Annotated in this window: 19 protein-coding genes and 1 riboswitch; of the genes, 1 reads left to right on the top strand and 18 read right to left on the bottom strand. The window is 53.0% G+C overall.

What is annotated here, in order from left to right:
- Positions 1-166: 166 nt before the first annotated feature.
- On the bottom strand, positions 167-1,519 hold the full coding sequence (locus ACESZP_RS06280; protein ID WP_178038219.1) for an amino acid carrier protein: 1,353 nt from the start codon (positions 1,517-1,519) through the stop codon (positions 167-169).
- Positions 1,520-1,637: 118 nt separating this feature from the next.
- A riboswitch (glycine riboswitch) is annotated at positions 1,638-1,750 on the bottom strand.
- Positions 1,751-1,946: 196 nt separating this feature from the next.
- On the opposite strand from ACESZP_RS06280, the gene ACESZP_RS06275 reads away from it, so the two are divergent.
- The gene (locus ACESZP_RS06275) at positions 1,947-3,608 is read left to right on the top strand and encodes a diphosphate--fructose-6-phosphate 1-phosphotransferase (protein WP_178038218.1); all 1,662 of its coding nucleotides are present in this window, start codon (positions 1,947-1,949) and stop codon (positions 3,606-3,608) included.
- A gap of 57 nt (positions 3,609-3,665) precedes the next feature.
- Here the strand turns inward: ACESZP_RS06275 and ACESZP_RS06270 are convergent, their stop codons facing one another.
- The 17 genes from ACESZP_RS06270 to ACESZP_RS06190 form a co-directional block, all read right to left on the bottom strand.
- Positions 3,666-4,376 carry an ABC transporter ATP-binding protein gene (locus ACESZP_RS06270; protein ID WP_499708393.1) on the bottom strand — a complete coding sequence of 237 codons (711 nt, stop codon included), beginning with the start codon at positions 4,374-4,376 and terminating at the stop codon, positions 3,666-3,668.
- 13 nt (positions 4,377-4,389) lie between these two features.
- Positions 4,390-5,148: an ABC transporter ATP-binding protein gene (locus tag ACESZP_RS06265; RefSeq protein WP_499708391.1), complete on the bottom strand. Its 759-nt coding sequence runs from the start codon at positions 5,146-5,148 to the stop codon at positions 4,390-4,392.
- 1 nt (position 5,149) lies between these two features.
- Positions 5,150-6,214: a branched-chain amino acid ABC transporter permease gene (locus tag ACESZP_RS06260; protein ID WP_499708395.1), complete on the bottom strand. Its 1,065-nt coding sequence runs from the start codon at positions 6,212-6,214 to the stop codon at positions 5,150-5,152.
- 9 nt (positions 6,215-6,223) lie between these two features.
- Positions 6,224-7,105, bottom strand: coding sequence for a branched-chain amino acid ABC transporter permease (locus ACESZP_RS06255; protein WP_440321894.1), 882 nt, complete (start codon positions 7,103-7,105; stop codon positions 6,224-6,226).
- Between the two features lie 264 nt (positions 7,106-7,369).
- Complete coding sequence (locus ACESZP_RS06250; protein ID WP_349163578.1) at positions 7,370-8,563, bottom strand: ABC transporter substrate-binding protein; 1,194 nt, start codon at positions 8,561-8,563, stop codon at positions 7,370-7,372.
- A 129-nt stretch (positions 8,564-8,692) separates the two neighbouring features.
- Positions 8,693-9,670, bottom strand: coding sequence for an NYN domain-containing protein (locus tag ACESZP_RS06245; RefSeq protein ID WP_349163358.1), 978 nt, complete (start codon positions 9,668-9,670; stop codon positions 8,693-8,695).
- An 11-nt stretch (positions 9,671-9,681) separates the two neighbouring features.
- Positions 9,682-10,617: an MBL fold metallo-hydrolase gene (locus ACESZP_RS06240; RefSeq protein ID WP_178038215.1), complete on the bottom strand. Its 936-nt coding sequence runs from the start codon at positions 10,615-10,617 to the stop codon at positions 9,682-9,684.
- 135 nt (positions 10,618-10,752) lie between these two features.
- Positions 10,753-12,597, bottom strand: a complete 1,845-nt coding sequence (gene ftsH, locus ACESZP_RS06235; protein ID WP_499708389.1) for an ATP-dependent zinc metalloprotease FtsH — start codon at positions 12,595-12,597, stop codon at positions 10,753-10,755.
- Between the two features lie 204 nt (positions 12,598-12,801).
- Positions 12,802-15,471, bottom strand: coding sequence for an ABC transporter permease (locus ACESZP_RS06230; protein WP_499708388.1), 2,670 nt, complete (start codon positions 15,469-15,471; stop codon positions 12,802-12,804).
- Entirely contained in the window at positions 15,468-16,151 is a 684-nt protein-coding gene (locus tag ACESZP_RS06225; RefSeq protein WP_499708386.1) for an ABC transporter ATP-binding protein, read from the bottom strand. Before ACESZP_RS06225 ends, ACESZP_RS06230 begins: the two co-directional genes overlap by 4 nt.
- A gap of 144 nt (positions 16,152-16,295) precedes the next feature.
- Entirely contained in the window at positions 16,296-17,285 is a 990-nt protein-coding gene (locus ACESZP_RS06220; RefSeq protein WP_499708385.1) for a sensor histidine kinase, read from the bottom strand.
- A 95-nt stretch (positions 17,286-17,380) separates the two neighbouring features.
- The gene (locus tag ACESZP_RS06215) at positions 17,381-18,049 is read right to left on the bottom strand and encodes a response regulator transcription factor (protein WP_499708384.1); all 669 of its coding nucleotides are present in this window, start codon (positions 18,047-18,049) and stop codon (positions 17,381-17,383) included.
- A 204-nt stretch (positions 18,050-18,253) separates the two neighbouring features.
- The gene (locus ACESZP_RS06210) at positions 18,254-18,823 is read right to left on the bottom strand and encodes a peptidylprolyl isomerase (RefSeq protein ID WP_499708382.1); all 570 of its coding nucleotides are present in this window, start codon (positions 18,821-18,823) and stop codon (positions 18,254-18,256) included.
- A gap of 12 nt (positions 18,824-18,835) precedes the next feature.
- Positions 18,836-19,915: a M24 family metallopeptidase gene (locus ACESZP_RS06205; RefSeq protein ID WP_499708381.1), complete on the bottom strand. Its 1,080-nt coding sequence runs from the start codon at positions 19,913-19,915 to the stop codon at positions 18,836-18,838.
- Positions 19,916-19,939: 24 nt separating this feature from the next.
- Positions 19,940-20,776, bottom strand: a complete 837-nt coding sequence (locus ACESZP_RS06200) for an ABC transporter permease (RefSeq protein WP_178038207.1) — start codon at positions 20,774-20,776, stop codon at positions 19,940-19,942.
- Positions 20,773-21,795 (bottom strand): ABC transporter permease, encoded by a 1,023-nt coding sequence (locus tag ACESZP_RS06195; RefSeq protein WP_178038206.1) that lies wholly within the window; start codon positions 21,793-21,795, stop codon positions 20,773-20,775. Before ACESZP_RS06195 ends, ACESZP_RS06200 begins: the two co-directional genes overlap by 4 nt.
- Before the next feature lie 224 nt (positions 21,796-22,019).
- Complete coding sequence (locus tag ACESZP_RS06190; RefSeq protein WP_499708379.1) at positions 22,020-23,639, bottom strand: ABC transporter substrate-binding protein; 1,620 nt, start codon at positions 23,637-23,639, stop codon at positions 22,020-22,022.
- Between the last annotated feature and the right edge of the window lie 10 nt (positions 23,640-23,649).

Raw genomic sequence — 23,649 nt, 5'->3', positions numbered from 1 at the left:
ACTTCAATCCTAACACAGGATCCCGGTGCTTTCTTTCTTTTTTCTATTAACTTTTCCTACAAAAACTTTACCCTACGTTGCGTAAGATTTCTCTTTTCCGCCCTGAAAGCATAAAAATACCGCCGGCATCGTAATATATTCGCTGCCGACGGTGGACTTTTTCATTTTATTTTTTTCCGTATTTTTTACTGATTCCCGCAACCACGCCGCTCAAGGCCAGAAGCGCCATGGCGTTCGGGATAACCATCAAACCGTTGAAGAAATCAGCCAGCTCCCATACCAGGTCTACCTTCAGGGTGGAACCTACGATGATAAAGGCTACAACGATGATGGAGTAAACCTTGACTGCTTTCTTACCGAACAGATACTGCACGTTAATCTGTCCGAAGAAATGCCAGCTCAGCACGGTAGAGAAGGCGAAGAACAGAAGACAAATCGCTACGAAAATGTCGCCGAAGCTTCCGAAGCCTCTCATAAATGCTTCCTGGGTCAGGGCGATACCGCCTTTGCCGGAATCCATGGCTCCGGTGGTCAGCACAGAAAATACGGTCAGGTTCAGTACGATAAATGTATCAATGAACACGCTGATCATAGCTGTCAGTCCCTGCTCATGGGGATTCTTCGCCGCTGCCCGCGCGTGGGCGTGGGGCGTGGAACCCATACCGGCCTCATTGGAGAAAAGTCCACGAGCCACGCCGTAACGGATGGCTTCCCGCACGGTGATACCTGCCGCACCGCCGACTACCGCGGTCGGATTGAACGCGCCCACGAAAATCATTTTGAACGCGCCCGGAAGTGCGGTGATGTTCATGCCAATCAGAATCAGGCTGCCTACAATATAGATGCCCGCCATAAACGGCACGATTTTCTCCACCACTGCCGCCAATCTGGTGGTGCCGCCCACGAAGATAAACGCCGCAATCACAGCCAGAATGATACCAATGGCTACCGGCGGGATATTGATATTCCGGGATTCAAAGACGCCGGAAAATGCTGCGCCGATAGAGTTGGACTGTACCATATTGCCCATGAAGCCCAGGGCCAGAATAATAAAAATGGCGAAAATCACGGCCAGCACCCGTCCAAAGGTTCCTTTAAATGCCTGATGGATGTAGTAAACCGGTCCTCCGGTCACTTCTCCGTCTTTCTTGGTCTTATATTCCTGGGCAAGTGTCGCCTCGCCGTAAATCGTAGCCATTCCGAAGAACGCGCTGATCCACATCCAGAAGATGGCTCCCGGGCCTCCGGCGATCAGCGCCGTAGCCGCGCCGGTCAGATTACCGGTACCTACCTGAGCCGCTATGGCTGTGGCCAGAGACTGGAACGGAGTCATCTCGCCCTCCTTCCGCTCCCCGCCGGATGACTTAAAGTGACCAAATACAAGGCGGCAGCCCTCTCCGAACTTCCGTACCTGGATAAACTTCAGGCGGATCGTAAAGAAGATTCCCGTACCGCACAGGATGATGAGTAAAATCAAGCCCCACATCCATTCATTTACTGCTTTCACAAATTCCAACATCGTTTTTTCCCTCTCTTTTGTATATATTTTGCTGCGCACCGATAGTTTCCCCGATTTTTGCGCAAAAATAAGAGCTGATTTCTCAATCAGCCCTCCAAAGAGTTAGAACATTTACGCTTATGTAAGCCCTGTCCTTTTGCCTGAGAGATAGACAGCTGCAGCTCCTTTCCGAACCTGCGTCTGTGTTACACCTTCGGCGCTCATTACCTGAGACTCTCCAGAGTTCATCGATTTGTGTTTTTCGACAGTACTGACTATAGCATACTTTTGTCCGTCTGGCAAGGACTATTCATAAAATTTTTCCCATATTTCTATTTCTCTCGAAAATCCTGCACTTTTTCCCCGGTACTTGTTTACTTTTCTCCGAAAATATATTAAAATCGAACCGAACTATGTTTTACAATATTTTATAAAGGAGATTTTTGTTATGGAAATTTCAGCTTTACAGAAAGCCAGATATGAGTACGCTCCGAAGCTTCCGGGCATGCTCAGAAACGGCATCGCAGATATTTGCGTAAAAGAAGGCGAAGCTACACAGAGCGTAGCGGATCAGGACAAGATCAAAGCGCTGTTCCCGAACACCTACGGTGAGAAGGAAATCACCTTCGAGAAGGGCCAGAACACTTCTGCTCCCAAGAAGCAGGTAGTAGGCGTTATCCTTTCCGGCGGACAGGCTCCGGGCGGACACAACGTTATCTGCGGTCTCTACGACGCACTGAAGGCTACCAACAAGGAGAACGTACTGTACGGTTTCAAGGGCGGCCCCAGCGGACTGATCAACGATGATTATGTAGAGTTCGACGATGAGTTCATTAACGCATACAGAAATACCGGCGGATTCGATATCATCGGTTCCGGCCGTACCAAGCTGGAGACTGAGGAGCAGTTCGCTATCGTTTCCGAGGTTTGCAAGAAGCATGGCGTAACCGCAGTTGTTATCATCGGCGGCGACGATTCCAATACCAATGCAGCAGTTCTGGCTGAGTACTTTGCAGCACACAACACCGGCGTACAGGTTATCGGCTGCCCGAAGACCATCGACGGCGACCTGAAGAATGAGGATATCGAGTGCTCCTTCGGTTTCGATACTGCTACCAAGACCTACAGCGAGATCATCGGTAACATCGAGCGTGACGCAAACTCCGCTAAGAAGTACTGGCATTTTGTAAAGGTTATGGGAAGAAGCGCTTCTCACGTAGCTCTGGAGTGCGCACTGCAGACCCAGCCGAACATCTGCCTGATTTCTGAGGAAGTCGCTGAGAAGAAGATGTCTCTGTCCCAGATCGCTGACTACATTGCAGACTCTGTAGAGAAGAGAGCAGCAAAGGGCATGAACTTCGGTGTAGCTATCATCCCGGAGGGTGTGGTTGAGTTTGTTCCGGAGTTCTCCGTTCTGATTCAGGAGATCAACGAGCTTCTGGCCGGCAGCAAAGCTGACGAGTTCAACGCTCTGGCTACCTGGGCTGAGAAGTACGCATTTATTGAGAAGGGTCTGACCAAGGAGTCCATGGCTGTATTCGCTATCCTGCCGCAGGCAATTCAGCAGCAGCTGTTCATGGAGCGCGACCCGCATGGTAACGTTCAGGTTTCCCTGATCGAGTCTGAGAAGCTGTTCTCCTCCATGGTTGCGGCAAAGCTGGCTGAGAGAAAGGCTGCAGGCACCTACAATGGTAAGTTCAGCGCCCTGCATCATTTCCTGGGATATGAAGGAAGATGCGCATTCCCGTCCAACTTCGATTCCGATTACTGCTACTCTCTGGGTTACAACGCATTCATGCTGATTCAGTATGGCTACAACGGATACCTTTCCAAGGTTTCCAATCTGTCCAAGCCGGCTAATGAGTGGGTTGCAGGCGGTATGCCAATTACCAAGATGATGAACATCGAGAGAAGACACGGCGAAGATAAGCCGGTTATTAAGAAGGCTCTGGTTGAGCTTGACGGCGCTCCGTTCAAGTTCTTCGAGGCTCATCGTGAGCAGTGGGCTCTTGAAACCTGCTTTGTTTATCCGGGTGCTATCCAGTACTACGGACCGACTGAGGTTTGCGACGCTACGACTAAGACTCTGGCGCTGGAGCAGGCGAAATAAATTTATAAGCAAAAATCCCGTGTGGCATTCGCCACACGGGATTTTTTAGTTATAAAATTACTCGCCCAGGTATGCCTTCTTCACCTGGTCGTTGTCCAGGAGCATCTTGGCGTCGCCTTCCAGGACGATATTGCCGGTTTCGAGGACATAGCCACGGTCGGCGATGGAGAGGGCTTTTTTGGCGTTCTGCTCTACCAGGAGAACGGTGGTGCCGCCTTCGCTAACTTCACGGATGATGTCAAAGATCTCGTTTACGAAGATGGGGGACAGACCCATGGAAGGCTCATCCATCAGGATGATCTTCGGGTGGGACATAAGGGCGCGGCCCATGGCCAGCATCTGCTGCTCACCGCCGGACAGGGTTCCTGCCATCTGATTCTTACGCTCTTCCAGTCTGGGAAAACGCTTGTATACACGAAGCAGGGTTTCCTCGATCTCTTCTTTATCTTTCCGGGTAAACGCGCCTAGCTTCAAGTTATCTAAGACGCTCAGCTGCGCAAAAACGCGGCGTCCTTCCGGGACATGGGCCATTCCCATGGATACAATTTTGTGGGCAGGGACTTTGGTAATATTCTGTCCCTCAAAGAGGATCTCGCCGTGTTTCGGGGCGATCAGGCCGGTGATGGTCTGCAGGGTGGTGGTTTTTCCTGCGCCGTTGGCTCCGATCAGTGCGATGACTTCACCCTCGTTTACCTCGAAGGAGATTCCCTTGATGGCCTGTATCATGCCATAATATACCTGTATATCTTTTACTTCCAGCATTGCCATAATTCGATTCCTCCTATTCTCCAAGGTAAGCTGTGATTACCTTCGGATCTTTCAGCACTTCTGCTGTCGGTCCCTCTGTCAGTACCTGACCGAAGTTCAGGACGGTCAGCTTCTCACAGATACCGGATACTAGCTTCATGTCGTGCTCAATCAGAAGAATCGTCATATGGAATTTATCCCGCACGAAGCGGATGGTCTTCATCAGTTCCAATGTCTCGTTGGGGTTCATACCGGCTGCCGGTTCATCCAGAAGCAGCAGCTTCGGGTCTGTGGCCAGTGCTCTTGCGATTTCCAGCTTTCTTTGCTTGCCGTAGGGCAGGTTGGACGCCTTGTAATCAGCCTCTTTATCCAGATCAAAGACCTTCAGAAGCTCCATGGCCCGCTCATTCATCTCCTTCTCCACTTTATAGTACTTCGGCAGACGAAGGATACCGGTCAGGGTAGAATATTGGTGATGATTGTGCAGTCCGACCTTTACATTGTCCAGAACCGTCAGTTCGTTGAACAGACGGATGTTCTGGAAGGTACGGGCGATGCCGTACTTGTTGATTTCAATGGTTTTCTTGCCGGTAATATTTTCACCGTCCAGCATGATGTAGCCGTCGGTGGGCTGATAGACACCGGTCAGCAGATTGAATACGGTGGTTTTTCCTGCGCCGTTGGGGCCGATGAGACCGTACAGCTGTCCCTGTTCTATCTCCATATGGAAATCATCCACGGCGCGAAGTCCGCCAAAGGAGATTCCAAGATTCTTTACTTCCAGTAATGCCATCTTATTTTACCTCCTCTGCTTTTTTGCCGCGTTTGAAAAACGCCTTAATGCGCTCCTGAATCTCCTGGCCTCCCTGGCTGGATGTGAAGATCATAGTCGCGATCAGGACGACTGCGTAAATCAGCATACGGTAGTCGTTCAGGGAACGGAGGAGCTCCGGAAGCAGGGTCAGTACCACAGCCGCGATGATAGAGCCGCGGATATTGCCGATGCCGCCCAGTACCACGAATACCAGGATCATGATGGACATGTTGTAGCCGAAGTTCTTCGGCAGCGCAATCAGCGTAGACAGGTTGTGGGCGTAGAGCACGCCTGCGGTTCCTGCCAGTGCCGCAGATACACTGAAGGCCAGAAGCTTGTATTTCGTAATGTCGATTCCCACGGACTCGGCTGCGATGCGGTTATCACGGATGGCCATGATGGCGCGGCCGGTACGGGAATTGATAAGGTTGATGACGATAAATAAGGTCACCAGGATCAGGATGATTCCGATGAGGAAGGTGGAATCGTTGGGGGTTCCGGTGATTCCCTGGGGCCCCTTGATGAGCACCTGTCCGCCCGGCTCCAGGCCTAAGGACATGCTGTCCTTGGTGGATACGTGGAAGCCTGCGCTGTCGCGGCCCAGGAATACGACGTTGACCACATTTTTAATGATCTCGCCGAAGGCCAGGGTTACGATGGCCAGGTAGTCGCCCTTCAGACGAAGTACCGGAATACCGATCAGGAAGCCGAACAGCGCGGCTACTACAGTTCCCACCAGAAGTGCCAGGAAGAACCGAAGCCCCGCCGGGTGAATCATGTCAGCCGTGATCTTGGAAAACAGCGCTCCGGAAAAGGCTCCGGCGCACATGAAGCCCGCGTGTCCCAGACTCAGCTCTCCCAGGATACCTACGGTCAGGTTCAGGGAGATGGCCAGAATCACGTATACGCACAGGGGAACCAGAAGTCCCTGTAAAAGACTGGAAATCATTCCCGCCTGCATACAAAGGGTAACGATAATATATGCTGCAACAACGATTCCATATGTAATCAGATTGCTGCGGAGCTGTTTGTTTATTTTCTTCATCTTCTTCACCTACACTTTCTCCTGAATCTGCTTACCCAGAAGTCCGGTAGGCTTCACAAGCAGTACGATAATCAATACCGCGAACACAATGGCGTCTGCCAGCTGGGAAGAAATATAAGCCTTGCTTAAGATCTCGATGACGCCCAACAGAATGCCTCCGATGAAGGCTCCCGGAATGGATCCGATACCGCCGAATACCGCTGCCACGAAGGCCTTGATACCAGGCATGGAGCCGGTGTACGGGGTCAGGGCCGGATAGGAGGAGCACATCAGTACGCCCGCTATGGCCGCCAGGGCGGAACCGATGGCGAAGGTCAGGGCAATGGTCGCGTTGACATTGACGCCCATGAGCTGGGCTGCGCCGCTGTCCTCGGATACGGCCAGCATGGCGCGGCCGGATTTGGAATATTTCATAAAGGTCATCAGTCCGGCCATGATGATCAGGCAGGCCACTACAGTCACAATGGTTTCGCCGGAGATCACCAGCTTGCCGTCCATCAGCTTCAGAGCCGGGATGGTCACGACCGAAGTGAAGGACTTGGTATTTGCTCCGTAAATCAGAAGTGCTACGTTCTGCAGGAAGTAGCTGACACCGATGGCGGTAATCAGCACGGCCAGCTTGGAAGCCTTTCTCAGTGGCTTATAGGCAATCCGCTCAATCAGAACGCCCAGGACTGTACATGCCACAACGGAAAGCAGGACGCCCACTACCGGCGGCATTCCCATACCGCTGATTGCGGTAAACGCCACGTAAGCGCCGATCATAATTACATCTCCATGCGCGAAGTTCAGCATCTTCGCAATTCCATATACCATAGTGTAGCCCAGCGCGATCAGCGCGTATACGCTTCCCAGACTGATTCCATTCACCAGGTAGGATATGAATCCTATCATACATAACACCTCTTCTTTTTGTCTGTTGACGAGTTTTGCGTTCTATTATAGCATAGAAGATCTGCTCATACAACACTTTATTGTGCTAACACGGCGTATTTCCAAAAACTTTTGCGTGTCGGCTGCCTTTTCTGACCTCAGACAGAAAAAGCGAAAACGAGAGGATCCCTGTGAAGAATCCCCTCGTTGGGTTGTTTTCCTGTTCACTGCGTTCACAGTAAAACGCCTTGCGGAACAGCGTCTGTGAATCTTTGCCTGAGCTTACAGTTCTGTGTACTCTCCGTCTACAACCTTAACTACCAGCGGAGCCTTGTTCGGCTCGCCATCCTCGCCCCAGGTGATATCCTTGCCGGTGATACCGCTGTAGGATACGGAAGCCATAGCCTCTTTCATCGCGTCGCACAGATCGGATACGCTCATATCCGGTGTAGCGCCTGCTGCCTCGATAGCAGCCTTTACTACGTATACGCAGTCATAAGCGTCTGCCGCGAACTGGTTCGGAGTCTCGCTGTAAGCTGCCTCGTACTTGGATACGAAGCTCTGTACCTGCTCATCCTCAGACTTTGCTACGAACGGAGCCAGGAAAGTCAGACCCTCTGCCAGAGCGGTGTCGAAGTTCTCCACGCCCAGGATTCCGTCCATACCGTCGCAGCCGAAGAAGGTCGGCTCATAGCCCTGCTTGTTGCACTCTGCCAGTACCAGAGAAGCCTCTGTGTAGTAGAACGGCATGAACAGCAGGTCTGCACCTGCGTCCTTGGACTTCTGAACCTGTACGGAGAAGTCTGTCTTCGCGTCAGCTGTAAAAGCCTCTACAGATACAATATCGAACGGCTGGTTCTCTGCCTCTGCAGCGAACGCCTCATAGATACCTGTGGAATATACGTCAGAGCTGTCGTAGATAACAGCTACCTTCTGTGCCATTCCGTTCTCGCCGATGTACTTTGCGGACTCGGTACCCTGTGTCGGGTCAGAGAAGCACATACGATATGCGTTGTCATACTGTACGCACTCTACTGCTGTTCCGGACGGTGTAATCTGGAACATGTTGTCTGCATGAGTCTTCTCAACAACTGCGATACACGGAGCACTGGTGGTGGTTCCGATGAGAACCTGCATGCCCCAGTCTTTCAGGTTGTTGTAAGCGTTGACAGCCTTCTCTGCGTCATGCTCGTCATCCTGGAAGTTATAGTCGATCTGATATCCGTTGATTCCGCCTGCCTCGTTGATCTCGTCAACTGCGATCTGAATACCGTTCTTTACAGCATTTCCGTAGATAGCAGCGCCGCCGGTAATCGGGCCGGTAGCGCCGATCTTAAATGTGTCGCTTCCTGACGCCTCAGCAGAAGAAGCTGCGGAGCTGTCTGTTGTGCTTGCGGTATCCTTGGATCCGCCGCATGCTGCGAGGGAAAGGACCATGGAACCAGCCAGAACTAAGCTTAATACCTTTTTCATAATAGTTTCCTCCTTTTGATATCCTCCGTAATCCTACGGTCACCCGCTAATTACTTGCCATCTATCTTACCCCCGCAAAATTCATTTTGTCAAGCGCTTTTTCCAGCTGTTTTATTTTCCGGATATTTGCCGCTATTTTTTCTCCCGGATACTGACGCTGTTGCCGCTGACCGAAAGAGAACGGATGCTGCGCAGGAAGCTGGACAGGCGGCTGTAACCATAATCCTTGATATCAAAGGAACTGTGCTTCTTGTGAATCTCCTCGTAAATCAGGGACAGATTGTCCACCTGCCCGCCGTTTTTCTGAATGAATACCCGAATCTCCTGTTCCAGCTTTTCCCGGTCTAACTGATCGTTCAGGCCCACCGCCCAGGCCGAATCCAGCTGATAGAGAAACAGCCTCGGGCAGGTATCTTTCAGGAATACCATCAGTTTCGTGTAACCGTAATTACGTACGTCAAAATCCGTAAACCGATCGTTCAGACGGCTGCCCAGCTCGCCCAGATACGTAATTTTGCCCTTGTTCTCATTGTCGTTGATGATGGAGATCATAGCGTCCTCAATCTGTGAAAGAGGCGTCACCGCACTGGTATGCTCCTCCTCTGCCGCCTTGCTTCCCTTCTTTTGTCCGCTTATGGCGGACATTGTCTCCACGTCGCCCACTTGCTTATTGATGAGATTCAGGTGAATAAATTTATTGCAGGCCTTGGTCAGGGCCATGGGCGTCTTGGATTCCCCCATACCGATGACGTACATATTTTCCTCCCGAAGGCGCATGGCCAGACGGGTAAAATCACTGTCGCTGGTCACCAGGCAGAAGCCGTCCACCTTGCCCGAATACAGGATATCCATGGCGTCGATGACCATGGCCATGTCGGTGGAGTTTTTGCCTGTGGTATAGGAAAACTGCTGGACCGGCGTGATGGAATTCTCCAGAAGCACCTGCTCCTTCCACCCATTGGACTTACCGGACCAGTTGCCGTAAATCCGCCGGAAGGACGCGTATCCGTAGTTCTCAATCTCATTAAAAATGCTTGCCGCGTACTTTGCGCTGATATTATCTGAATCGATCAGCACCGCGAATTGTTTCTTATCTTCTATCTGTTCCATTGCCTCTTCCTCTACTTTCCTTTCGGTTCTCCCGGCGTCCAGTTATCCGACGGGGATGCGTTAAACGCGAGCGTTTGTCCGTCTGACACGGCCACTATAGTACCCTGATCATCCGTCCGAAAAATCTGAATTCCCATTTCCCGGAGACGGTTTAAAACCTCCGCATGGGGGTGTCCGTAGGTGTTCCCCTCACCGCAGCTGAAGACCACATACTGCGGATCGACGGCTTTTAAAAAGTCCTCCGTATTGGCGGTACGGCTGCCATGATGGGCTGCTTTGTAAACGTCCGCATTCAGATTCTCCCCGCTGGCTGTCATGTCTTCCTCGGAATGCTCCTCGGCGTCCCCTGTAAATAAAAAGCTGTTCTCACCGAACTGCACCCGCACACCGATGGAATAATCATTGGCGTTACTGCCGTAGCTGTCTTTTACCGGACATACCACTGTCACCCGGGCCTCGCCCAACGCATATTCGTCTCCCGCTTTCGGGTGGGTAATCTGGTAATCTTTGGCCTTCACTGCCTGAATCACATCGTCGTAGGTCCGGGTATCCTTGCTGTAATCGGGCATCCACACCTCATCGCAGTCGAACTTGTAAATAATCACATCCAGGCCGCCGATGTGATCCGCGTCCGGATGGGTTCCGATAACATAGTCCAGATGATCGATTCCCTGATTTTCCAGGTATGCCTGTACCTGGGTTCCTTTGCTGTTGTTGCCTGCGTCAATAAGCATAGCGTGGCTGCCCTGTCGGATCAGGGTACAATCGCCCTGTCCGATGTCCAGATAATGCACCTCCAGGGTGGATCCATCTGAAACGCCCGCTCCGCCCGTCTCCTTTGTCAGTTGCTCCTGCACCGGATAGACTGCCGCCAGTACCAGGGCGATCACCGCCAGCAGGAACCTCTTCGCCTGATTTTTTCCTTTTCCTCTTCTGCCTCGTGCCATAATGTCCTGTTATGCTCCCTGTTTTTCTAGTCTTTTTTTATTATAACACAAAACAGGCGTTCGAACACCACTTATTTTTCTGTTCGAACGTCTGCTTTATGTTTCTTGTTCCTATTTCTTCCTATTATATAGTTTTTATTCAGCTACTGCCGGTTCTTTCTCTTTGCGGTTCAGGATTTCCATGAATTCTTCGCCGGTGATGGTCTCCTTCTCGTACAGGAATTTGGCGATCTCATGGAGCTTCGGCATATTCTCACTCAGGAGCTTTCTGGCCTTCTCATGCTCGGCCTTCACGACTTCTACCACCTTTTTATCTATCAATGTCGCAGTCTCCGGTGAGCATGCCAGGGAAGTGTCACCGCCCAGATACTGGTTGCTGACAGTCTCCATGGCCACCATATCGAACTCGTCATTCATACCAAAACGGGTAATCATGGCTCTCGCCAGCTTCGTAGCCTGCTCGATATCGTTGGACGCGCCGGTGGTGATGGAATGGAATACCAGCTCCTCGGCCACCCGGCCGCCGGTAAAGGTGGCAATCTTGTTCTCGATTTCTTCTTTCGTCATTAGGTTATGCTCGCCGGATTCCACCTGCATGGTGTAACCGAGCGCGCCCGAAGTACGGGGGATAATGGTAATCTTGTGAACCGGGGCGGAATGGGTCTGAAGTGCCGCCACCAGGGCGTGTCCCACCTCATGATAGGAGACAACCAGCTTCTCCTTATCGGAGAGTACCTTGTTCTTCTTCTGGTAGCCTGCGATGACCACCTCCACACTCTCCTCCAGATCACTCTGGGTCACAAATTTCCGGTTCTGGCGTACCGCGCGCAGAGCCGCCTCGTTGATGATATTGGCCAGCTCCGCGCCAGAAGCGCCTGCTGCCGCCCGGGCAATGGCATTGAAATCCACGCTTTCGCTCATATGAACCTTTTTGGCGTGAACCTTCAGGATATCCTCGCGGCCCTTTAGATCAGGCAGTTCTACCGGAACCCGTCGGTCGAACCGGCCCGGACGAAGCAGGGCCGGATCCAGGGAATCCGGACGGTTCGTCGCCGCCAGAATCATAACGCCTTTCCGGCCATCAAAGCCGTCCATCTCGGTCAGCAGCTGGTTCAGGGTCTGCTCCCGCTCGTCGTTGCCGCCCATACCGCCGCCGTCACGCTTCTTACCGATGGTATCAATCTCGTCGATGAAAACGATACAGGGAGCCTTCTCATTGGCCTGCTGAAACAAATCCCGAACCTTGGCCGCGCCCATACCCACAAACATCTCGACGAATTCTGAACCGGAAATAGAGAAGAAAGGCACGTTGGCCTCGCCTGCTACCGCCTTTGCAAGCAACGTTTTACCGGTTCCCGGAGGGCCTACAAGCAGTGCGCCCTTCGGCATGGTCGCGCCGATCTCCGTATATTTAGCCGGATTGTGCAGAAAGTCTACAATCTCGGTCAGAATCTCCTTGGCCTCATCCTCGCCCGCCACATCGGAGAATTTGATGCCGGTGGTGGACTCCACGTAAATCTTGGCGTTGCTCTTGCCGAAGGTCATGGCGTTGCCGCCCATCATGCCGCCCATTTTCTTGTTCAGGTTCTTCATCAGCATCTGGCCGATGACAATCATGATGATAAAAGGCACCATGGAGACCAGAAGGGACATCCAGGGGGAGGCCTCCTCCACGATCTCCGTACCGAATTCTACGCCCGCGTCCTGGAGACGGTTCACCAGATCCGGGTCATTGAAGACGCCGGTCTTATAGTAGTTTACCGGATCCGCATTGTCGGAAAAGATGATCTGATTATCCTCCACCTGAACCTGCTTGATTTCTTTCTTATCCAACATGGTCAGGAAGGTGTCGTAGCCTACTTCTTTCACCGTAGGGCTCAAAACCCTCGGGAAGACAAACATATTTAACAGAATCATGATGACTATCACGATGGTGTAATAAAAAATAAATGGTTTCTTGTTGTTCTTGACTTCTTTCATCGCTATCTCCTGTCATAATAAAATGCGGCGGAAGCATGTCCTTCTTCAGGACCTGCCACCGGCAGCTCCTTACGCATGCTTCGCAGCCGCAGAGCCAAACTCTCTCATTCGGCGTTTCCATGTTAAGAAGAATAGCATTTTACGCCGGAAGAATCAATGAAGATTCCATAAACTTTTCTAAAAAACTTATGATCTGACATTTCCTTACAGGCTTTCCTGCCGGATACTGTCGATGATATTGGCTTTCCGGAGCTTGCTTTTCGCATACAGCATGGTGGAAAATACCACCAGAAATACGCTGGCTATCACAACCACGATACTTGCCGCCGGTACATAGAATTCCGTATCCATACCGGATCCCACCACCCGGTAGATGACCCAGGTCACCAGAAGGGACACCGGCAGGCCGTAAAGCAGCGCTTTCAGTCCGTAAAGGACACATTCGTAGCTGAGCATCCGGTTCATTTCCTTTGGCGTCATGCCTACGGAGGACAGCACCGCGAACTCCCTCCGGCGCAGCAGAAAGCCCGTGGAAATGGTGTTGAACACATTGGCCGCCGCAATCAGGGAGATGAGGGCGATGAAGCCATAGGCAAAGATATCGACAGTCATCAGCATGCTCTTCATGCCGCGAAGCTCCTGGGCCGCGTCATTTACATAGAGATACTCTTCCGTATCTACCGTATCTACCGTTTCTATCAGTTTATTCAGCTCCTCCGCCACCTTCTGATGGTTCGCAGCCTTCAGATACACACAGCCCCGGGGCAGACAGCTTTCCAGTTTTTCTCCGAGTATCGATGCAAGCTGGCTTTTTGACACTACCATGCCCAGTCCCATATCACCGGCAAAGAGGTTCATGGGGCCGCTTTCTACCAGTTTTGCCGCATAGCCTGTGACAGAAATCTGATAAGGCTCCTGATCCACCTGACCTCCGTCCGCTTCTTCCTGGGCCTCCTGCCATGCGGTATAATCGGTAAAAGCAACCGTCACCGGTTCCCCGGCAGATTTCAGGGTTTTTACAGTCTGATAACGGCCTGTGGCAGAATGATAGGCCCGGACCTCATTTCCAATGATCAGCGGTATCTGTCCGTCCTTTTCCTCCGGCACCGCGAGCCCTGCGGAAAGCAGCCATTTCTCATAGTCTTCATCGGAAAGCACAAGCAGTTCTCCGTCCAGGCGAAAATAGCCGTTCTCATCTTTCTCCATTTCCCAGAGCTCTTTCCTGGCGCTTTCATCCATCTGCTCCGGCTTCAAGAGAATATCCGGATAACATTCCTGCACATACAGGGCCTGCTCCACGCCGTCCACAGACGCGATTTCCTGCCGAAGCTTTGGATCATGCACGCCGTAGACCGACACGTCATATTCCGGCACCGCCTTCGCATCGAACAGACTCTTTTTCAGATAGGTGGAATAGGAACTGGCCGACACAAAGAGCACGATGCTGATAAACAGGGACAGCACCGTCGCCCGGTACTGCTTCTTCGCCCTGGAAAAATACCGGTTCGCCAGACCTGCGGGCAGCCCGAACAGCTTCTGACTGAAGCGGTCTGTTTTGCGGGTTCTTTTTTGTTCCCGTCCGGAAATCCGGATATCCCGGGAAAGCCGAATGGCTTCCATGGGCGGAATCTTCGCTGCCCGTCTGGCCGGAATCCAGGCGGAAATCAATACGGTCACAAGGGCCGTCAACGCCGCAGTCAGAAGAGCCGGCCAGGACGCGTAAACCCGCATGGGAATCTCTCCCTCATAAATATATCGAAAGGATCCGGAGGTAAGGGAAAGGGCCACGCCAATTCCCGCAATGCCAGACAGGATGCCGAAAGGAATTCCGATGCTGCTTAAAATCAGCGCTTCCCGGTATACCATGCTCCGCAGCTGCCGGGGCGTCGCGCCGATGGACGCCAGCAGACCAAACTGCTTTGTCCGGTCGCTGACCGAGATGGCGAAGGAATTATACACCAGGGATACGCCTCCCGTCATAATCAGAAGAATCAGGATCACGGACATGCCGTAAAGCAGACGCATAAACGCGCGATTCGCAGAGATTCCCTGTGTCCGAAGAAGCTCGCTGTTATAGGTAACGCTGTAATCGTTCAGATACGCATCGGTAAACTCATAAATGTCCCTGCCCTTTTTCAGCTTAAAAAAGCTGGTATAGAGGCAATCCGACACCGGAGACGTATCTTTCCGGGTAAAGCACAGGAAACCGGCGCTGTGCCATCCGTAATACGGCTCCTCCATGTAGCCCACTACGGTGTACTCCCTGGGTTCCCGGATCTGAAGCTCTTCTTTTCTCGCGTCCACATCCGGATTTTCCTCATCCCTGTATATAACCGGGTTCTCAGCTCCCAACCGTTCGCCGTTTAACAGGCGCTCTCCCAGATCCAGAGACAGGGTATCGCCTACCGCCACCGGTGTTCCATTCTGTTCCAGCGCCCATCTTGCCTGATCTGACAGAATCAGCTCCTGGTCATTTTCCGGCAGTCGTCCTTCCGTCACCCGGATAGGCATCTGTTTCTCAAAATCCGCGTCGATTCCGACCACATAGTAATAGGGCAGCGCCGAACTATTATGATAAGACGGCTTTATCCCGTTCAGAGCGTAGCCCAGTTCCTGCCAGGTGACCTGCATGGTGACTTCTTTCATTCCGGCCAGCTCTTCCACCTTTTTCTCCGGAATCTGCATGGCTTCCCCGTGCCAGTCTCCGTTTTCCGCAATCACATTTTCCAGCATATAGTGCTGCAGGCTGGAAATAAAGGTAGTGACAGCCGTCAACATGGCGGTAGCCAGCAGGATTCCGATGATCGTAACCATGGTCCGGGTCCGGTTAGCCTTCAGGGTTTTCGCCGTCAGTCTGGTAAATGCGTTCTTCATCGACGGATCACCTCGTCTCTGGCAATACGGCCATCCTCGATGGCGATGATGCGATCTGCCTGGAGGGCCAGATTTTCGTCGTGGGTGATCATAACCAGGGTCTGGCTGTACTTTTTGTTGGAGAGCTTTAAGAGCTCCATGATTTCCTGACTGTTCCTGGAATCCAGGTTACCTGTGGGCTCGTCGGCCAGCACGATGGCCGGGGCGTTCATCAGGGCTCTTCCGATGGATACCCGCTGCTGCTGGCCGCCGGAGAGCTGGTTAGGCAGATGATTCTTCCGATCTTCCAGGTTTAAGAGTTTCAGGAGTTCCCGCAGGCGCTCCTCTCCCACCTTTCGGCCATCCATCTGCACTGGCAGGGTCATATTTTCCACCACGTTCAGGACCGGAATCAGGTTATAGAACTGGTAAATCAGGCCTACCTCCCGCCGCCGGAAAATGGCCAGCTGCTCCTCGTTCTGACCGTAGACGTCAATGCCGTCCAGGTAGACTCTGCCCGAGGTGGGCCGGTCCACGCCGCCCAGGATGTGGAGCAGGGTAGATTTGCCGGATCCGGAAGGGCCGATGATGGCCACGAATTCGCCACGCTGGATATAGAAGGATACGTCGTCCAGGGCCCGCACTTCGTTTTCGCCGGAGCCGTATACTTTGGTGAGATGTTCTGCTTTTAAGACTTCCATGTCTGCCTCCTCTTGAGAAATGGGCGCGGCGGGGCTTTCTGTGGTTCGTGAAGCACTCCCGGACGGCCGGTTTCCCGTTTTATGGGTTCAGTATACAGGGTGCGGATGACGGGAGCGTGACTTTCCGGTGACAGATTTGTCACTTTATACAATACCTTTATAGAAGCGAATCGTAAACCGGGCCCCGCCCTCCGCCCGGTTCTCGCCCCTGATGGAGCCGTTCTGCTGTTTGATGATCATGCGCGACAGGGCCAGTCCAATGCCGATGCCGGAGCCGAAGGAACACTTTCCTTTATAAAACCGCTCAAAGAGATGCGGCAAATCCTCCGGAGCGATGCCCGGACCGTTATCCTCGATGACCAGCTCGGTGTAGAGGCTATTTTCCTGAGCGCACAGCGTCAGGACGCCGCCCTCGCCCGCATGCTCCATACAGTTTTTTACAATATTGCTGACCGCCTCACAGCTCCAGGAGAAGTCCCCGGTAAATGCGGTCTCTGCCGGAATGTCCAGCTTCACCTGCTGCTCCCGCAGTTCCATGGGGATGGCGAAGGGCTCCAGCACGCTATCCATGAGTTTCTGTACCTCTACCTGTTCCTGTACAAAGACCGCGGTACCCGCGTCAATACGGGAGATTTTAAGCAAAGCCTCCACCAGCCAGCTGATGCGGCCCTGGAGCTGTCCGGCCTCGTAGAGGAGCTTGCGACGCTCCTGCGGGTCGGTCTCCTGGCCCAGGCGGGCCAGCACCAGGTTCAGGGAGGTCAGGGGCGTCCGCAGCTGATGGGAGATGTCCGCCAGGGAATCGCTTAAGTATACCTTTTCCGCCTGTAAATGATCGGCCTGCTCGCTCAGACGATTCAGCAGCTTCGACAGCTCATTGGCCAGAATCTCAAGTTCTCCCTCCCGATACCGGGTAAAATTCAGATCCCGCTCTCCGTGAAGCATCCGATCCGTGTCCGCGGCCAGCTTTTCCAGACGGTGGTAGCGGCACAGGGTGAAGGCGAGCCACAGAGCAATGACCAGTACACAGCCAAGAACCGCCAGCAGGAATCCGGCCATAGCAGCCTGCTGGCGTATAAGGAAAAAGCCTGCCGCTGCCGTGATGGCAGCGACGCAGGCCGATATAAGTACGCTCATTCTGAATTCTTTGTCTCGTAGATATCGCATGGATTCCTCCCACACTTTCTGCTTTCAATCTCTTTTGCTCTAAAATCAACAGCCAAATTTGTTTTTTACTCCAGCTTGTACCCGATCCCTCTCACTGTCCGGATAATCGTCGGATTCTGCGGATCCGTCTCTATCTTTTCTCGCAATCTTTTGATATATACGGTCAGTGTATTGTCATTCACAAACTCCCCGGCGGCGTCCCAGATTTCCTCCAGAAGCTGTCCCCTGGTCAGTACCATTCCCTTATGGTTCAGAAAGAATAACAGCAGCCGGTACTCCAGCGCCGACAGGCAGCAGTCTGCGCCGCCCTTTGTCACCGATGCCCGCACCGTATCCACCCTCAGGTCCCCAATTTCCACAATCGACTGGGTTTTCCCACACCGGCGCAGCACGCTCCGAATCCGTGAAATCAGCTCTCTTGGCCGGAAGGGCTTCCTGATATAATCCTCCGCTCCCAGATCAAGTCCCGTCACCACACTGAACTCGTCCCCTGAAGCCGTCAGAAAGATCACCGGCGTATCCGACTCGGCCTTCACCGCCGAGCACACCGCGAACCCATTTCCATTCTGCAGGGACACGTCCAGCAGCAGCAAATCAAACTTTTCCTCCTGAAGCGCTTCCAGAGCCTCCCTCTGCCCCGCTTCCGCACGCACCTGAAAGCCCTCCGCCTTCAGCACCGCGCTCAAGTTCTCGATAATCACCCGGTCGTCCTCGACCAGAAGTATGTTTGTCAAGTCTTCGCCTCCCCGATAGATGTCTGTTTCAGCAAATCATATTTATTCTAACATAGTTTTCTTCCTTTGTCTGGATTTTAATAGATTCTTAAACTCCTATTTCCAAGTCTACGACGTTCATTATTCCATATATGTCCAATTGCATATGCAAAAACGGCGATCCAAAGCTCTCGCTCTGTATCGCCGTTTCTTCTGTATTCCTTTTTATTTCCAGCAGGGCGGCAGGTTCTGCACTTTCATGCGGATCGGCTCCGGGTAGATCTGGCCGTGGAGGTCCAGTTCTACGTGGTCGATGATTTCCGGTTCTACGGGCTCGTTCACTTCCACGCCGGGAATGGGAAAGTCTACGGGGACGGTTTTTACCTTTTCCAGGCGGTAGATTTCGTCCATGCCTTCCAGGACGCGGCCAAAGACCGGATAGACGCCCTTATGGTCGGGGCAGTCCCGCAGGGGGAAGAAGAACTCGCAGGAGGCCAGGCCGTCCGCGCCATAGCCGCCCATGCAGACTGCGCCCGGATGGGAATCCAGGGGTGTGATCTCCGGGTGAAGCTCAAATTCGTTGGGAATCAGATACTGGGCTTCCTTTTTGCCGAAGGCAGTATAGCTCACATCGATCCAGCTACCCGGGACGATGCGCTGGATTGCGTGGTGATCCATGAGACCGCGGGAGGCCACGTAAATAAAGCTGTTCACTGTGTTGGGCGCTGCCTCGGGCAGCAGCTCTATCACAATCTTTTTTCCGTTTTTCATATATAAAACAGCAATCGGATTCATTTTAATTTCTCCTTAACCGATGATCTCCAGTTCCTTCGGATAATGGTTCAGCACCTCGCAGCCCTCCTCGGTCACCAGCACCAGATCCTCCACCCGGACGCCGGTGTCACCGGTCAGGTAGATACCCGGCTCGATGGAGAAAATCATGCCCGGAACGGCCTTGTCCGTATTCACGGACGATACATCGCCAAACTCATGCTCCCCAAGGCCGATGAAATGACCCAGACGATGGGTGAAATAGGGTCCGTAGCCCGCTTCGGTGATCAGATCCCGGGCTGTTTTGTCCAGCTCGCAGAGCGGAATACCCGGCTTGATTTTTGCGATAGCGGCCTCGTTGGCCCGGCGCACCGTATTGTATACAAGCTGATGCTGCTCGCTGGCCTCCTTGTAGTAGAAGGTACGGGTCATGTCAGAGCAATAGCCATCCTTGATGCAGCCTACGTCGAAGAGCACGCAGTCGCCCGGCTTCACCACAGTGTCGTCCGGCGCGTGATGGGGATCCGCCGCATTTGCTCCAAAAGCCACCAGGGGCTCGAAGGAAAAGCCGTCGGCTCCCAGATCCTGATAGATTTTCAGTGTCTGCTCAGCCACCTCTTTCTCGGTGACGCCCTCATGAATCAGGGTCTTAAACTTCGCAATGGCTTTATCATTGATATCAGAAGAGACGCGCATCAGTTCCTGCTCCTCGGCATCCTTGACGCCGCGGGTCTTGTCCACCGCCAGAGACGCATTGACAAAACCTGTGGCCGCTTTCATCTCCATCAAAGGAAGCAGAAAACGAGCAGTCAGATCCTTATCCACGCCCAGTGTCTGATCGTGATCCAGATACTTCGCCACAATCTCGGCTGCCGGATCCGTATCGTCATACCAGACCTTCTCCACACCCACCTCTTCCGGTACGGTGAACAGCTTGTTCAGGAAATACACATGCTTTCCGTCCGCCCGCAGGTACAGGGCGTAGAAACGCTCGAAGGGCGCGATGTATACGCCGGTCAGATAGTAGATGGACATGGGATCCACGATCAGCATCTGACTTAAGCCCATTTCCTTTAACGCATCCAGCACACGTTTTACTCTGTTCTCTTTTAACATAACTTCCGTCTCCTCTCTTGCCATTTAAAACTGCTTTCTCAGCTTCGGATCCAGCAGATCCCGCAGACCGTCGCCGATGAAGTTCGCGCCCACGGCCATGGTAAAGATCGCCAGTCCCGGGAAGCCTGCCACCCAGAATTTATTGAAGTAGCCCACACCGTCGGACACCATCATGCCCCACTCGGGCGTAGGCGGCGCGGAGCCAAGGCCTAAGAAGCTTAAGGTCGAGAACATCAGGATCTGATTTCCGATATCGGTGGTCGCCATAATCAATACGGAGCTGATACTGTTCGGGATAACTTCTTTCAACAGAATCCGGAGCCGGGACGCGCCCAGCGCCTCGGAAGCGGTCACATATTCATTTTCCTTGACGCTTAAGACAACGCTCCGCATGAGTCTGGCGTAGGTGGGCCAGGCCACGATGACCAGAGCGAACATGGTGTTGAACAGGTTGGAACCCATCACAGCGTTGATGATCATGGCCAGAATCAGGGACGGGAAAGACAGAATCATCTCCGAGAGACGCATCATTACATTGTCCACCCAGCCGCCCACGTAGCCTGCGATGGCTCCGTAAAAGGTACCGATGACGCCCGCGATCACCACCGTCAGGCAGCCTGCCAGCAGGGAATACCGGCCGCCGTAAATCACGCGGCTGAAGATATCCCGGCCAAAGTTGTCCGTACCGAAGAGATGCTCCGCCGACGGCGCCTGCAGACGCAGGGTCAGATCCTGGGCAATGGGGTCATAGGGCGCAATAACCGGCGCCAGAATCGCCAGCAGGATCCAGGCCAGACAGATGACAACGCCCAGAGTAAATAAATAGTTGGATTTGAACATTTTTTTGATTGAACGAATCATCCGTTGCACCTCACTCTCGGGTCAATGACGCCATAGAGAATATCCACGACCGTATTGATCACCATGTAATTCAAAGCTATCAGAAGTGCCACTCCGATGATGGACGGATAATCCACGGAAAGCACCGACTCATAGGCAAACTGTCCCACGCCGGGCCAGTTAAAGATGGTCTCCACCAGTACCATGCCGCCTAAGAGATTTCCCAGACCCAGGCCGATAACGGTCAGCACCGGAATCAGCGCATTGCCCAGGGCATGGCGTACAATCAGTCCCACACGGCTTAAGCCCTTGGCTCTGGCCGTACGGATATAATCAGTGGACATGACATCCAGCAGGTTCGACCGGGTCGTTCTGGTAATCAGGCCCATGGTAAAGGCCGCCAGCACCAGTCCCGGCAGAATCAGATGCTGCAGGGCGTCCAGCGCCTTGGCCGGATTTCCCTCGATGAGGCTGTCAATGACATACATACCCGTCACTGTGGCCGGAGCGGAAAAGCTGTTGCTTAAACGGCCCGGTCCCGGGAAAATATGTAATTTATAATAGAAGAAATACAGCACTAACAGGGCGAACCAGAAGCTGGGGATGCTGACGCCGGTCACGGACAGGGCGCGCACCGCCTGATCGAGAATACTGTTTCGTTTCATGGCGGAAATGACGCCGAACAGGATACCTAAGACCGCCGCCAGAATAATCGCAAATAAAGCCAGCTCAATGGTCGCCGGATAGCATCTGGCCAGCTCATCCAGCACCGGCTTATTGGTACGGATAGACGTACCCAGATCCAGATGCAGCAGATTTTTGATGTACAGGATATACTGTACAAAGACCGGCTGATCCAGTCCGTATTTGGCCCGATAGGCTGCTACAACCTCGGGATCATTTAAGGCTCTCTGGCTTAAGTTCGCCACGGTCGGGTCGCCCGGTATCATTTTCGTCAGAATAAATACCAGGGTGGCCACGCCGAAGAGCATAACGACCAGATAAATCAGTCTCTTTCCTATAAATTTCAGACGTTCCATATTCCACCTCGTTTTTCTTATTTCCGCCGTGCTCCGCTCACGGCCCCGTTTCCATTTCCCACGGAGGACAGGTACTTTCGTCAGCGCTGCCGTTCCACTCTGTCCAGAGTGCGTCAGCCGTTCACGACAATATCTGCCTTCGGAATCGCCGCTTCCGAAAAAACGGCTTTCGGACGGAAGAGAAATCCCCTCCGTCCGCAAGAGCTGTCCTGTATTTCTGAAGCTTACTGAATGTTAATCAGTGTCAGATCAAGCGCGTAAGGATCGGAAATACCTACGCCGCTCAGTCTGGTGTTGTAAGCGATATGTGCCGGTGCCTGTGCGATCATAACGAACGGACCGTCCTCGTACATGGCGTCCTGAATCTTCTCCAGAACCGCGATACGTGCGTCGTTGTCGGTGGCCGCCATGGTCTCCTGATACATGTCTGCCAGCTCCTGATTCATATCAGCCGTCCAGCCTGCACGAAGTCCTACCACTCCGCCCGGCAGGAACTCCAGCTGTACGTTCGGGTCGTTGTAATCGGTTCCCCAATACATTACAGTAAAGCCCAGGGTTCCGTCACGGTAAGCGTCGCCGTAGCCTGCTGCCCAGGGCTGCGCTACGATATTTACATTGATACCGATCTGTGCCAGATCGTCCTTTACCTTCTGGGCCAGGTCAGACAGGAGTACGCCCTCCATATCCAGATCGCATACGGTCATGTCTACATCGAAGCCGTCTGCGTAACCAGCCTCAGCCAGCAGAGCCTTTGCCTCTTCCACGTTGGTGTAATCCGCCGCTCTCTCACCCTTGCTTCCCATGAAGCCCACCTGAATGATGTCATAGGGCGTCAGCGTACCCTCGCCGCAGATGGTCTGGATTCCGGTGTAGTCCAGAGCCTTGCGGACTGCCTGCTGTACCTTCGGATTTGCCATGGGACCGCTATAGGTCTCATTCATGTTCATCATCACAAAGCCTACGGTCTTGGTAGCGCCATTGATGATCTCGATACCGTCAGCGCCCTGCAGCTCTTCCATGGTATCGTCAGTCATGTTCATGGCCACATCGATATCACCGCTGGACAGAGTCATCATCTGGGTGTTGGAATCCGGTTGGATCTTGATGATGTATTTATCTACGTTGGTTGCCTTGCCCCAGTAGTTCGGGTTCTTCTCCAGAACCACTTCCTCGTCCGGAGTATAGCTGGTCATCACATACATACCGGAGCCTGCGCTGGTGGTATCCAAGTAGGACTGTGCGGTATCGGTGGTAGCCGCGTCCTCAGCGTCAGTTCCACCATTCTCCTTTACAACGGCACTGTCCAGTACAGACAGAGAGCTGTAGGTCAGCTTGGAAAGGATGGCGCTGTCCTGCTGATTCAGACGGAAAACGATGGTCTTCTCATCGGGAGTCTCGATGCTGTCGATGGTATCCGCGATGAAGGCCGGGTTGCCCTGCAGGTTCTTGCAGCGGTTGATGCTGAAGGCCACATCCGCAGAGGTCATGGGGTTGCCGCTTGCGAAGGTAATGCCGTCCTTCAGGGTCACAGTCAGGGTCAGGCCGTCCTCAGAGAACTCGTAGGTGTCAGCCAGACAGGGTTCGGGAGCGCCGTCGTTGCTGTAGAATTTGAACAGGGTCTCGTAGCATGCGTTTACGATCATGGGCGGATATTTCTCATAGACATAGCCCGGATCCAGGGTAGAAAAACCGGAACCCATGGCTACCACTACGGTACTGGAGCCGGAATCTCCTGACGCCGCGCTGCTTCCGTCAGAAGACGCGTTGTCGCTTCCACCGCCGCAGGCTGCCAGGCCGAGAACCATGGTCAGGCTCAGTGCCAGAGCTAAAAACTTCTTCTTCATAATATTGCCT

This window comes from Candidatus Dorea massiliensis AP6 (assembly GCF_964245105.1).
In the GTDB taxonomy this organism is placed as follows: domain Bacteria; phylum Bacillota; class Clostridia; order Lachnospirales; family Lachnospiraceae; genus Laedolimicola; species Laedolimicola intestinihominis.
This window is presented reverse-complemented; position numbering and strand designations above follow the sequence as displayed.